At 68.7% G+C, this 11,995-nt stretch carries 13 protein-coding genes and 4 pseudogenes; 13 read left to right on the top strand and 4 right to left on the bottom strand.

The window, feature by feature from the left end:
- The coding region (locus AB0E85_RS38700; protein ID WP_361937459.1) for an ATP-binding cassette domain-containing protein at positions 1-769 on the top strand (769 nt) is incomplete at its 5' end.
- Positions 770-801: 32 nt separating this feature from the next.
- Here the strand turns inward: AB0E85_RS38700 and AB0E85_RS38695 are convergent.
- Positions 802-1,236, bottom strand: a complete 435-nt coding sequence (locus AB0E85_RS38695; RefSeq protein WP_361937458.1) for a transcriptional repressor — start codon at positions 1,234-1,236, stop codon at positions 802-804.
- 72 nt (positions 1,237-1,308) lie between these two features.
- A complete protein-coding gene (locus AB0E85_RS38690; protein ID WP_361937457.1) occupies positions 1,309-2,472 on the bottom strand; it encodes a GTP-binding protein in 1,164 nt (387 codons plus the stop codon).
- Positions 2,473-2,759: 287 nt separating this feature from the next.
- On the opposite strand from AB0E85_RS38690, the gene AB0E85_RS38685 reads away from it, so the two are divergent.
- A complete protein-coding gene (locus AB0E85_RS38685) occupies positions 2,760-3,728 on the top strand; it encodes a hypothetical protein (RefSeq protein WP_361937456.1) in 969 nt (322 codons plus the stop codon).
- A gap of 106 nt (positions 3,729-3,834) precedes the next feature.
- Here the strand turns inward: AB0E85_RS38685 and AB0E85_RS38680 are convergent.
- Together AB0E85_RS38680 and AB0E85_RS38675 are read right to left on the bottom strand one after the other, a co-directional pair.
- Positions 3,835-4,038, bottom strand: a pseudogene (locus AB0E85_RS38680) (hypothetical protein); the annotation flags it as partial.
- A gap of 71 nt (positions 4,039-4,109) precedes the next feature.
- A complete protein-coding gene (locus AB0E85_RS38675; RefSeq protein WP_361937455.1) occupies positions 4,110-5,006 on the bottom strand; it encodes a helix-turn-helix transcriptional regulator in 897 nt (298 codons plus the stop codon).
- A gap of 196 nt (positions 5,007-5,202) precedes the next feature.
- On the opposite strand from AB0E85_RS38675, the gene AB0E85_RS38670 reads away from it, so the two are divergent.
- From AB0E85_RS38670 to AB0E85_RS38620, 11 genes and pseudogenes are all read left to right on the top strand, one after another.
- On the top strand, positions 5,203-5,964 hold the full coding sequence (locus AB0E85_RS38670) for a nuclear transport factor 2 family protein (protein ID WP_361937454.1): 762 nt from the start codon (positions 5,203-5,205) through the stop codon (positions 5,962-5,964).
- Between the two features lie 50 nt (positions 5,965-6,014).
- Positions 6,015-6,395 (top strand): nuclear transport factor 2 family protein, encoded by a 381-nt coding sequence (locus AB0E85_RS38665; RefSeq protein WP_361937453.1) that lies wholly within the window; start codon positions 6,015-6,017, stop codon positions 6,393-6,395.
- 246 nt (positions 6,396-6,641) lie between these two features.
- Positions 6,642-6,806: pseudogene (locus AB0E85_RS38660) on the top strand (type I restriction endonuclease subunit M); the annotation flags it as partial.
- 119 nt (positions 6,807-6,925) lie between these two features.
- The gene (locus AB0E85_RS38655; RefSeq protein WP_361937460.1) at positions 6,926-7,828 is read left to right on the top strand and encodes a DUF3626 domain-containing protein; all 903 of its coding nucleotides are present in this window, start codon (positions 6,926-6,928) and stop codon (positions 7,826-7,828) included.
- 18 nt (positions 7,829-7,846) lie between these two features.
- Positions 7,847-8,082, top strand: a pseudogene (locus AB0E85_RS38650) (transposase); the annotation flags it as partial.
- Between the two features lie 130 nt (positions 8,083-8,212).
- Positions 8,213-8,746, top strand: a complete 534-nt coding sequence (locus AB0E85_RS38645) for a CbrC family protein (RefSeq protein ID WP_361937452.1) — start codon at positions 8,213-8,215, stop codon at positions 8,744-8,746.
- Between the two features lie 176 nt (positions 8,747-8,922).
- Positions 8,923-9,672, top strand: a complete 750-nt coding sequence (locus tag AB0E85_RS38640) for a hypothetical protein (protein WP_361937451.1) — start codon at positions 8,923-8,925, stop codon at positions 9,670-9,672.
- Positions 9,669-10,421, top strand: coding sequence for a DNA alkylation repair protein (locus AB0E85_RS38635; protein WP_361937450.1), 753 nt, complete (start codon positions 9,669-9,671; stop codon positions 10,419-10,421). Before AB0E85_RS38640 ends, AB0E85_RS38635 begins: the two co-directional genes overlap by 4 nt.
- 80 nt (positions 10,422-10,501) lie before the next feature.
- Positions 10,502-10,570: pseudogene (locus AB0E85_RS38630) on the top strand (hypothetical protein); the annotation flags it as partial.
- Positions 10,571-10,715: 145 nt separating this feature from the next.
- A complete protein-coding gene (locus AB0E85_RS38625) occupies positions 10,716-11,309 on the top strand; it encodes a carbamoyltransferase C-terminal domain-containing protein (protein ID WP_361937449.1) in 594 nt (197 codons plus the stop codon).
- 154 nt (positions 11,310-11,463) lie between these two features.
- On the top strand, positions 11,464-11,995 hold a 532-nt coding region (locus tag AB0E85_RS38620; protein WP_361937448.1), incomplete at its 3' end, for a BtrH N-terminal domain-containing protein.

Below are 11,995 nucleotides of genomic sequence, written 5' to 3'. Positions count from 1 at the left end.
GGCGCCCGCACTGGCCCCACCGCCCACCGCACCGCGCCCCCTGCCGCCCGGGCCGCTGGGCGTCCGACTGCGCGGGGTGAGCTTCGACTACGGCGGCACACCCGTGCTGGAAGGCGTCGAACTGACCGTCCCGCCCGGGCACACCCTCGCCCTGGTCGGCGCCTCGGGTGCCGGCAAGTCCACCTGCGCCCACCTCCTGGCCCGCTTCTGGGACCCGGCAGCCGGCGCGGTCGAGCTGCTGCCCGCCGACGGCGATCCCGTGGACATACGCGGGGTGAGCGATTCCGAACTACGGCGTGCGGTGACGCTGGTGGGACAGGACACGCCCCTCTTCCACGGCACGCTCGCCGAGAACCTGCGGCTCGCCGCTCCCGAGGCGGACGACAGGGCGCTGGCCGATGCGGCAGGGCGGTGCGGCGTCGACCGGATCGCGCCCATGGACACCCTCGTCGGCGAGCGCGGCGCCACGCTCTCCGGCGGCCAGCGGGCCCGTATCGCTCTCGCCCGCGCGCTGCTGGTCCGGCCGCGCGTCCTCGTACTCGACGAGTCCACCGCACACCTGGACAACGCGGGCGACGCCCAGCTCGCCGGCGCTCTGGAGGAGGAGAGCCGCACGACGATCGTCATCGCCCACCGTCCGGCCACCATCCGCCGTGCCGGCCGCGTCGCCGTCCTGGAGGAGGGCCGCATCGTCGAGGAGGGCACCTGGGAGGAACTCACCGGCCGCCCGGACAGCGCGCTCAACCGCGTTCTGACCACCACGTCGTGAGCCACCGGGCGCGGCCGTGATCCCGGCGCCTGCTATGAGCCAGGTGCCGGTCGGCGGTCCCGTCCGGACAGGCAGCCGTCGCACACGCCCGTGAGTTCGACCGTGTGGGTCACCGCGTGGAAGCCGATGTCACGCGCGGTCCTGGTCACCCACCGCTCGACCTCCTCGGCGTCGACGGCGAGGCTGAGACCGCACTCCCGGCAGACCAGGTAGTGGCGGTGGCCCTCGTCGGGTCTCGGCCGGTAGAGCCGCTCACCGTCGCGGTCGCGCACCACGTCGACGTGCCCGGCCGTCTCCAGTAACCGCAGGGTGCGGTAGACGGTGGTCAGCCCCACCGCCGCGCCGTCCGCGACCAGAGCGGCGTGCAGGGTCTGCGCCGAGATGAAACCGTCGCAGGCCCGAAGCGCCGTGAGGACCGCGGTGCGTTGCGGGGTGGTACGCCATGGGCCGTGGGTCGTTTCGTGCATGCGTGTGCCTCCCATCGCGTCAGGAAGGCCGTCCGGGCGTCGACACGGTGCCCGGACGCCCCCGTCCTCCGGCTAGACCGCCGACGCCGGACTCGCGGGCTCGTGCTCGCAGACGTCCCCGGTGTCCCACCGAGGAAAGGGGTCGTCGGCGGGGAGCTGCTCGCCTTCGGCCATCAGGCATCCGGCCAGGGCGGCGCGAAGACCCGGCTCCCGCAGGCCGACGCCGATGAACACCAGCTCCTGGGTGTGGGGCGCGTCGGTGTCCCGGACCCCGGACGGTTCGAAGCGGGCCACGGAACCGGCCTGTGACCACAGACCCGTCACGCCCTCACGCCCGGCCAGGGCGAAGAAGCCTTTGGAGCGCAGCACTTGTCCGTGGGCTCCGCCGTCCAGGTCACCGGTGACGAAGTCCCACAGCCGCCCTGGGTGGAACGGCACGGGGGACCGGAAGACCAGGGAGGAGATGCCGTACTCCTCGGTCTCGGGAACGTGGTCGCCGTTGAGTTCCCGCACCCAGCCCGGCGCCTGCTGCGCGCGCTCCAGGTCGAACCGCCCGGTCTCCAGGACGTCGCGCACGCCGATCCGGCCGTGCACGGCGGGGATCAGACGGGCCGTCGGATTCAGCCGTGCGAGCACCCCGCGCACCCGGTCCGCGTCGGCTTCGCCGACCAGGTCCAGCTTGTTGAGGACGAGCACGTCGGCGAACTCGACCTGGTCGATCAGCAGGTCGCTCACGGTGCGCTCGTCGTCCTCGTAGGGAGCCAGGCCGCGTTCGGCCAAGTCGTCGCCGGTGCCCAGTTCGGCGAGGAAGTTGGCGGCGTCGACGACGGTGACCATGGTGTCCAGCCGGGCGACGTCCTCCAGGGTGGCGCCGTCGTCGCGGGCGAAGGCGAAGGTGGCGGCGACCGGCATCGGCTCGGAGATGCCGCTGGACTCGATGAGGAGGTAGTCGAAGCGGCCGTCCCCGGCGAGCCGTTCGACCTCCTCCAGCAGGTCGTCGCGCAGGGTGCAGCAGATGCAGCCGTTGGTCATCTCCACCAGCCGCTCCTCGGTTCGGGAGAGGGCCGCTTCGCCGCCGCGCACGAGGGCGGCGTCGATGTTGATCTCGCTCATGTCGTTGACGATCACCGCCACCCGCAGGCCCTCGCGGTTGGTGAGGACGTGGTTGAGGAGGGTCGTCTTTCCTGCGCCGAGAAACCCCGACAGCACGGTGACGGGGAGACGTTGCGAAGGCATGGGCGTCAGCGGCTTCGGCTCGGCCACGGGGAGTCCTCTCGGTCAGGAGGGTGGTACGGCGCGGATGCACCTCAGCATACGACAACGATTTTCATGTGCGGTACCCGGGAATCGAGCCGCAGACTCGTCGGATGTACGGCACAACCCTGTAGGCGAGTTGCGAGTCTCCTGATCGATCACGTTGTGATCGGAGCCATGAGGAGACCATCATCAACCCCATACGCAAGACCCTGACCGCCACCGCCGTCGTCGGTGCCGTCCTCGCGGGCGCGGCCGCCTGCGGAACGGTGGAACAGCTCTCCGCAGGCCAGAAGCTCGACCGGGCCTTCGAGGAGCTGGGCAAGAAGAAGACGCTCTCCTTCGAGCTCGATCTGGACACGGACGTCGCGTCGTTGGAGGCGCTGGACGCCAAGTCCGACCCCGCGCCCGGTGAGGAGATCCCGGAACAGGCCGCCGAGTTGCTCAGCGGTGCCAAGATCCGGGTGACCGTGCAGTCGAAGCGGCCGCTCGAGGAGTCCGGTGAGAAGGACCTCGTCGGCACGGCCCTGAAGGTCAGCACCCCGGACGGCGACCTCGTCGAGTACCGGGTGATCGGCGACTTCATCTACGTCCGTGCCGACATGGCCGCGATGGGCGAGATGGCGGGCAGCCCCGTCCCGGACGCCGACGATCTGCCCCCGGAGGCCGGGGCGATCAAGGACGTCATCGAAGGCAAGTGGGTCAAGATCAACGCGAAGGAGATGGAGAAGGCCACCGGCGAGAGCCGGAAGGCCGAGGGCGGTCCCGCGCCCGCGCCGTCCCTCGACGCCAAGACGCAGAAGAAGCTCATGAAGGCCCTCCGGGAGGTCATCGCCCGTGAGGTGACGTTCAAGACGGCGGACAGCGGGAACGGCACCGAGCACGTCAAGGCGACGGCCCCCTTCCGCACGCTCGTCACCGAGCTGTTCGGCGAGATCCGCCCGCTGGTGAAGGACCTGCCGCCGGGCATGGAGCTGCCGACGGACAAGGACTTGAAGGAGGCTCCCGACGCCAAGGTGACGGCGGACTTCACGCTCAAGAACGGCGAGCTGTCCCAGGTGGACGTGGACCTCGCCAAGCTGGCCGGGACCGCCGACGTCAAGAAGCTGGGCCTGACACTGCGCATGCGTGAGGGTGCCGAGCCCACCGTGCCGGCCGGGGCCACGAAGCTCGACCTGAACGAGCTCATGAACGGCTTCTTCGGCGGCCTGGCGGCCGGCGGCCCCGAGTCGGCGTAACAGGGGACGGCGTGGGGGCCGGTCACGGTGCTCGAACGGGCGGCCCCACGCGTCTCTGAGGGACCGGGACACGCCACCGTCCGGTGCCGGCCGGCCTCCACGCCCAGTCGGGGCCCGTCCAGTCGAAGGGGAAGTGCTCGCTCGACATTCCCGAGCGTTCCCAGGGGCAGCAGCCGAACGCTTCGGCCCGGTCGGCGGTGGCCCGCCCCCAGGCGGCGACCTGCCCCGGCCCGACCTCGGCGCCCGGGGCGTCGTGCACATGGACGCGTGCGCTTTCCGGCGTGGTCGGGCCGGTGAGGGGTGCGGCTGCCCCGGGACAGCACGCCCCCGGTGGCACCCCGACTCCTTCGTTCCTGTGATGGCGCTGAGGACGCAGCCGCCCTACTGGGGGTCGTGCCCACGTACCGCGCCGCGGAAGGCGATCGGGCTCTGTCCCGTGCGCTGGTGGAAGTACTTGCTGAAGTGGGTGGCGCTGGAGAACCCGAGGCGGTCGGCGATGCGGGCTGCCGTCCATTCGCTGTGGGCCAGGAGGCGCTTGGCTTCGAGGACGACGCGGCGGTCGATGACTTCCTTGGCGCCGAGGCCGACGGAGGCGAGAGCGGCGCGGGAGAGGGTGCGTGACGAATAGCCCAGCGCTTCGGCGTAGTCCTCGACCCGGCGGGTGCGTGCGAAGTTCTTCTCCACCGCGTCACGGAAGCGCAGGTAGGTGGCGTCGGGCTCGGGGCCGGGGCTCGCCGCGGACGACGTGAGGTGCGCCAGCCGCAGGACGAGGACGGCGAGCAGATGGCGCAGGGCCGCGGTGTGGACCTCCAGGGGCAGATCTCCGAGCGCGTGGAACTCGGAGGCGAGGTGGTCGGCGGCCAGTCGCAGGGCCTCGGCCTCGTCGGGCAGCGGCCGGCGCAGGACCGGCGCGTGCGGGTCTTCCAGGCGGGCCCCGGCAGCGGTGGCCGGGTCGAGGAAGTCCTGGCGGAACAGGATCAGCGTGCCCTCGGCGCGGGTGAGGTCGTCCCACTGGTGCACCTGGCCGGGACGGATCCAGAGCCACGAGCCGGGTTCGAGGGCGTAGGCGGTGAAGTCGACGGCGTTCCGCAGAATTCCGTCGCCGAGAGTGACCAAGTGATGGAAGTCCGGGCGCTGGGGGACCGTGAGCCGCTCGTGGGGCACGCGGCGGCGCAGGTCGGCGAGGGACAGCACCTCGACGCCGGCGGGGGTGCCGACGGGCGCTGCGAACGAGATCTCCGGGATCCCGTGATCATCATCGTGTCGGTTTTTGACCATCACCAGTCGCGAGCGTATCCGATTCAGGGTGGCCAGAAAGCTTAGCTTGGAAGTGCCGGCCGACCGACATCCACGGGATGTCGGAAAGCAGCAAGGGAGGAGGAACAGGCGTTCCTCGGACCACCCCTCAGGACCCGCGCCGACTGCGCTCCCCCCGGCCCTCTGCCCGTTCCCTGTCATCGCGAGGAAGACCGTCATGAGCAACACCAAGAACGCCGTCCTGACCGCCGCCGCTGAACTGTTCGGCCAGAAGGATCCCAGCGCGGTGGACCGCTGGGCCGCCGCCGACTACACCCAGCACAGTGCCCTGGCCGCCGACGGCCCCGAGGCCCTGCGCCGGCTCGTCGCCGGCCTCCCGGACGACTTCCGGTACGAGGGCGCCCGGGCGATCGCCGACGGCGACCTGGTCGCCCTGCACGGCACCTACCACGGCTTCGGTCCGGACCCGCTGGTCGCCTTCGACGTCTTCCGCGTCGACGCCGACGGCAAGCTCGCCGAGCACTGGGACGCACTGACGCCCCTCGTCCGGCAGACGGCATCGGGCCGCTCGCAGACCGACGGCCCCACCCAGGTCACCGCGCCCGAGGAGACCGAGGCCAACCGGGCCCTGGTCACCCGGTTCGCGCAGGAAGTCCTCGTCGGCGCCGACTACTCGGTGCTCACCGACTACATCTCCACCGAGGCCTACCACCAGCACAATCCGGAAGCGGCCGACGGCCTCGACGGGTTCGGCGCCGCCGCCGCGAAGTGGGCCGAGCAGGGGAAGAACCTCGTCTACAAGACCGTCCACAGGGTCATCGCCGAGGGCGAGTTCGTACTGCTCCAGTCCGAGGGCGAGTTCGGAGTACCCGTGGCGTACTACGACCTCTTCCGCGTCCGCGGTGGCAAGATCGTCGAGCACTGGGACGTCGTCGCCCCGATCCCGGCGGAACTGCCCCACGACAACGGATTGTTCTGAACGCGCTCAGTGAGCCGCGCAACCGAGCCCACCGAGCCCATGGAGGCATCATGAGCGACCCGGAGAAGAACAAGGCCACCGCCAAGGCGTTCTACGACTTGATGTTCAACCGGTGCCGTCCCGCGGAGGCCATCGACAGATACGTCGGTGACACCTACATCCAGCACAATCCCCATGTCGGCGACGGCAAGCAGGCGTTCATCGACTACTTCGAGCGGATGGCCGCCGAATACCCGGGCAAGCGGGTGGAGGTCGAGCGCGCCTTCGCCGAAGGCGACCACGTGATCCTGCACTGCCACCAGACCTGGCCCGCCGAGGAGTACGCCGGCATCGACATCTTCCGTTTCGATGCGGACGGCAAGATCGTCGAGCACTGGGACGTCCTCCAGGTCGTCCCGCCCACGTCCGAGAACGCCAACACCATGTTCTGACCGACACCAGGCGGCGCCCCGCCCGGAGACGAACCTGCCCGGTCGGGCCTGAACATCTCCACGGGTTCGATCGGGTGTGGAAGTCCCACATCTCCCCGTGCGCGACAGAATAGCGGGGGGAGCGAACCGTGCAGCTGAAGGTTACCGTGGCGAACGGTGCTCCTGACGACGCGGAGGATCTTCTGAGACGGCTGCGCACGAACCCGACCGGGTCCAGGACGGAGCCGGCTCCCACCGGCGGGGAGTGAGACCAACCGGCATGCCGGGCACGCCGACATCCTGCGCGAAGGCGTCGACGGCCGAACCGGGATGCGGCCCGAACACGAGATGCAGATCGATCAGGAAGCCCGGGCCGCCTACTGCGCGAAGATCGAGCAGGCCGCCAGATCGGCCGCATCAGTCAGGGCATAGAAGGCTGATTCACGTGAGTTGATGTTCGAGCGGTGGTCAATGCTGCGTCCCCCGCGCGGTGGTACTGTCAGCAAACAATCCCCGTGCAGCAGTTGATCACCTTGAGGAACACTGTGCGGATGAGCTTCGCAGCCTCTCAGACATCACAGGAACGAGCCCTTGGTCATGTCGCGGAACTGGCGTCGGGCCCTCCGATGGACCCGACGCTGCGGGTGACCCTCAACTTCCACCCAGACCGGCTGCTGCGCGGCAAGCCGATCCTGGATGCCATGGCCGAGGACGGTGTCTACCGCTCGCAGTTCGTCACGGGGACCAGCAACGGCGGACTGACCGCATATCCCGGCGGCGACCGGTGGCGCTGGGAGAGCCGGATCTTCGACGGAGCGTACGACGAAGCGCCGGCTCATGAGCGGCCCGTCTACGGGGCGTTGAACTTCCGTCGCAAGCCCGTCGGCGGGGCGCCGCGGTTCGGCTCTGCCCACTTCCGGCTGACAGCCGCGACACTGGCACGCACCACGTTTTGCTATCCGGACAGTTTCCTTGAACCCTCGGATTTCGGTGTCACGGCCCGCATGGGGCTCATCGAGCTCGCTCTCGCCGACCGTCAGGACGACCTTGACGACTACATCGAGGCGCAAGTCCATGGGCCTGTGCGACCGAATCGTCACGTGGAGGCGCTGGTCCTGGATCCGTGCTATCGAGCTACGGCTGTCGAGATTGCGGCCCTGCGCCTGGGCTGCTCCGTGGAGTGGCACCCCGGGTTCCGACTCAAGGTCGAGGAACTTCTCCGTCATCCCGACTACCGCGGTCAGGAGTACCTCGACTTGGGCGCACGGATCGCCGTCGACGGCGTACTCAATCCGCGCATCCTCGGGGATGCAGCGCGTGCCGGCCACCATGACCCCCAGGCGATCAAGAAAGTGTGGCACTACCTCGCGCGTTTCGGGGCGCCTGGGAGAGTTGCCGACGATTCGGTGAGTCCGGTACCGACGGAGGGGGCCGTACTCGATGGCCTTCGTTGAGGGGCCGTACCGGAGGGGCTGTGGGGGGTGTTGCGGGCGGTGAGACCGCCGATTCCCCACAAGCCGCAGGACGGCAGCCGTCGGCGGGTTGATGATCGCGCTGGTGCTTGCCGCAATCATCTTTGTCGCCACTTCGGGATGCGCCTGGCGGCAGTTGCCGCCGGTCTCCACCGCCTGGTGCTGGACGAACTCGGCGCCGGGGAGATCTGGACTGGTCGCGGTGCGCGACCGACTCCGTGAACATGCGAGCCCTCTCACAAGCTGTCTCAATCGGCTGGCCACTAGGAGTCCGACGCCGCGCTTGATCAGGGACCCGCTCGCGGACAGACTGCTCTCCATGGGATCAGTAGGCAAGGCCACCAGGGAACAGATCCGGAACCGGCGATGAGTGCCAGCCTGCCCTTCTTCCGATATCACCCCGATCCCCTCGCCAGCGGGTCCATCCGCGCGGCCGCTGAGACGTGCGCCTGCTGCAAACACGACATGGGGTGGATCTACACGGCCACCTTCTACACCGCACATGAGGTCAACGGACGCTTCTGCCCGTGGTGCATTGCGGACGGGAGCGCGGCTGAACGCTTCGCGGGTGAGTTCACCGACTCCTACGGGCTCGACGGTGTCAGCGAGGACGTCTTGCACGAGGTCACCCGCCGCACCCCTGGCTTCCATGCCTGGCAGGACCCGCGCTGGCTCGTCCACTGCAAGGACGCGGCCGCCTTCGTGGGCGAAGTCGGATACACCGAGCTGGCGGCGCATCCCGAAGCCCTCGACCAGCTGCGGACCGACATGCGCCTCGACGGCTGGCACGACGAGAATCAGCTGGAGCACTTCCTGACCCGCCTGGGCGGCGGAGCGACCGCCATGCTCTTCAGCTGCACCGTCTGCGGCACCCATCTCGCCTACGCCGACGCATCATAGAAGCTGACAGGCCGCTGCCGCTGCCGCTGCCGCTGTCGCACTTCGCCTCCGCCACGGCCGTGCTCACCTCCGCCGACCGGGCCCTGCCCTCCGCTGCGGCCGTCTTGCCTGCCGCAGGAGCGGTGAAGGCACGTCCGGCCTGGACGGGATCGTCGTAGGCATGACCCCTGCCGCGCATGCACGAGGACCAGTCCGCAACGGCCTTCCAGAAGGCGTGCTCCGCGCTCACGCGTGCCGTGCGCTGCGAGGAGATGATCCGCGCCAAGCTCGATGTGCCCTGGTACTGCCAGTTGACACCGAACGCCGTCACGCCGGAGTTCGTGAAGCTGCTGCACGCGGCTGGCTGCATCCGGGTCGACCTCGGCACCGACGCGCTCACCGACGAGGCCCTGGCGGACCTGATGAAGGGCTTCGACATGGCCCGGGTCCTGGAGATCGACCGTCTCTTCACCGCCAGCCCCATCGAGTACACCCACTGCATCTTCCTCGGCGGGCCGGGGGAGACCCCGGAAGCCCTCAGGGAGTCGATCCGCTTCACCGAGCGCTACCTCAACCCGGCCCAGATCTACGCCGACCTCGGCATCCGGATCCTCAGCGGCACCAAACTCCAGCGCCAGGCCGTCAAGGCCGGGATCCTGCGCGAGGGCCAGGGCACGTTCGTCCCCGCCTTCTACGTGGAGCCGGCGATCCTCGCCGACCGGGACACGCTCGACTTCGTCCGCAACGCCTACCTGAGCCACAGGAACTGGTACCTGTGGTGGGGCCTGGGCGGACAGAACCTGACGGAGCGTTCGAAGGACACCATCCAGGCGGTCGCCGACATGCAACAGGAGTACGAGTACGTCATGCAAGGCAAACCCCGGCTGGAACGCGCACCCAAGCCCGTGACGGCCCAGCCGCTCAAACTCACGATCGGCACTCCGTGACCAATGTTCCAGCCGCCGCCGAGGAGCTGGCGAAGACACTCGCGGCCCGGGCCGACCCGGATTTCGCCGTGCGCATGCAGCGGTACTTCCCGCACGAGATCAAGGCTCTCGGGGTCGGCAACGCGGCGGTCGTCGAGATCGCCACCGACTACTTCCGCGAGCGGCGGGACACTCCTGCCGCGACGCGGCTGCTTCTGGCGGAAGAGGTGCTGGCGCGCGCCGAGTACCACGAGGAGGTGCTCCTGGGCTTCGCAGTCCTGCACAAGGTCGCCAGGACCGGACTCGGTGAGGAGTTGCTGGACCGCTGCGAACACTGGCTCACGACGTACGTGTCCAACTGGGCGCAGTGCGACGACATGTGCCTGAAGCTGCTGTACCCGTTCTTCCTCGGACACCTCGACCTGATCCCGCGTACCCGTCACTGGGTCGGCTCGGCCTCCCCGTGGGCCAGGCGCGCGGCGAACGTGGCCGTCGTGAAGTTCGTGCGGCGCAAGGTGGGCCACACGGTCTTCGAACTGCCCACGTCCCACGTCTTCGACAACTGCGTCCGGCTGATGCACGACGGCGACGTGTACGTGCAGAAGGGCTCGGGCTGGCTGCTCAAGGTCACCGCCGAGGCCCACCCCGACGAGGTGGCCGACTTCCTGCGCACCTGGCACACCGAGATGCCCCGCGACACGTTCCGGTACGCGGTGGAGAAAATGGACCCGCGGCTGCGGCGGTCCTTGATGGAACGGGGACAGGGGTGACGCGATGAGCGCGACCGGCCGCTACGTCCACCGGCTGGGGCTCCACTGCGAGTCGGCCTGCCCGCAGCCACCTCCCGCGCGTGATCTTCGAGGGCGGACAGGCACTCAACTGCGTCAACAACAGCAAACTGCTGGAGCGTTCACGCTTCACCGGGATGGACGTCAGCTTCGGCGCCAGCGATGTCGGCGTGGCCATCGGGGCGGCGCTGTTCGCGAGCGGTCAGGCCGGTACACCGCCCCGGATCGGCACGTCGCACCTACCTGGGCCCGAGCTACGACGGCCAGGACATCCTGGTGGCCCTCCAGAGTTACGCCGACCAGGTCGCCTGGCGAGAGCTGGACCCCGCGGAGGTGCCGCGGGAGGCCGCCACTCTGATGCAGGAGCGCTGCGTCATCGGGTGGTTCCAGGGGCGTATGGAGTACGGACCGCGCGCCGTGGGCAACCGCAGCATCCTGGCCAACCCGAAGTTCCCCGACATCAAGGACATCATCAACGAACGCATCAAGCACCGCGAGCAGTTCCGGCCCTTCGCCCCCGTCGTCCTGGAGCACCTCGCGCCCGAGGTCTTCGAGCTGGGCAAGAAGACGTCCTCGCCGTACATGACGTTCGTGGTTCCGGTGCGGCCCGAGTACCAGGAGAAGATCCAGGGCGCCTGCCACGTCGACGCCACCTCGCGGATCCAGACGGTCACCGAGCAGAGCAATCCGCTGCTCGCCGAACTGCTGCGTGAGTTCACGGAGCTGACCGGCATTCCCTGTCTGATCAACACCTCGTTCAACGTCGCCGGCGAACCCATCGTCTGCTCGCCCGCGGATGCCCTGTCCTGCTTCCTCAAGACGGAGATGGATCATCTGTTCCTCGGCAACTTCCTGGTTTCGCGAATCTGAACGAGTGGACACCCTCCCTGGTTTGGGCGGCCGCAATCGTACGTCGAGTTGATTGCGCTACGCTCTACGCGAAGGAAGGGAGACAGGGAAAGTGTCGCTTTTAGACGCAGATCCGTACGTCGGTAACCACTGCGAGTCGACCACCCTCGTGAACTTGTTGCGGCAGCGAGAGATCGACTTGTCGGAGACGCTCATCTTCGGGCTCGCCGGTGGTTTGTCATTCATCTACTGGCGGACGAAGCAGATGCCGACACCGTTCGTCGGTGGCCGCATCAAGCCCGACACGCTGTCCGAGAATCTCGCGCATACGCTGAACCTGCGACTGTCCGTTCACGAGACGTCATCGGTGAACCGGGCAAGGGAACACTTGCTGGCCGAGCTTGACTCCGGAACCGTCGTCGGTCTCAAGCTCGACCGCTACTTCCTCGACTACTCCACCGACGACTTCCGGTTCGCGGCCCACTATGTAGCCTGCGTCGGCTACGAGGACGACCGTTTCGCCTTGGTCGAGACGCAGCCGCTCGGTCTGCAATGGGCATCCGGCGAATCCCTGGCGACCGCGCGGAACGCCCGGGGCCCGATGAGTTCGCGCAATCGCGCCTTTACCATCGATCTCCCGAAGGGCGGCCTTCCCGACCTGGGTGAAGCCGCCCGCAAAGGCATCACATCAGCGGCGGAGAATTTCT

Source organism: Streptomyces sp. NPDC029044 (assembly GCF_040637495.1).
In the GTDB taxonomy this organism is placed as follows: Bacteria; Actinomycetota; Actinomycetes; order Streptomycetales; family Streptomycetaceae; genus Streptomyces.
This window is presented reverse-complemented; position numbering and strand designations above follow the sequence as displayed.

Excerpts from the sequence above, each read along its gene's own strand:
- AB0E85_RS38695 (WP_361937458.1), bottom strand. The coding sequence starts at position 1,236 with ATGCACGAAACGACCCACGGCCCATGGCGTACCACCCCGCAACGCACC.
- AB0E85_RS38690 (WP_361937457.1), bottom strand. The coding sequence starts at position 2,472 with ATGCCTTCGCAACGTCTCCCCGTCACCGTGCTGTCGGGGTTTCTCGGC.
- AB0E85_RS38675 (WP_361937455.1), bottom strand. The coding sequence starts at position 5,006 with ATGGTCAAAAACCGACACGATGATGATCACGGGATCCCGGAGATCTCG.
- AB0E85_RS38670 (WP_361937454.1), top strand. The coding sequence starts at position 5,203 with ATGAGCAACACCAAGAACGCCGTCCTGACCGCCGCCGCTGAACTGTTC.
- AB0E85_RS38665 (WP_361937453.1), top strand. The coding sequence starts at position 6,015 with ATGAGCGACCCGGAGAAGAACAAGGCCACCGCCAAGGCGTTCTACGAC.
- AB0E85_RS38655 (WP_361937460.1), top strand. The coding sequence starts at position 6,926 with ATGAGCTTCGCAGCCTCTCAGACATCACAGGAACGAGCCCTTGGTCAT.
- AB0E85_RS38645 (WP_361937452.1), top strand. The coding sequence starts at position 8,213 with ATGAGTGCCAGCCTGCCCTTCTTCCGATATCACCCCGATCCCCTCGCC.
- AB0E85_RS38640 (WP_361937451.1), top strand. The coding sequence starts at position 8,923 with ATGCACGAGGACCAGTCCGCAACGGCCTTCCAGAAGGCGTGCTCCGCG.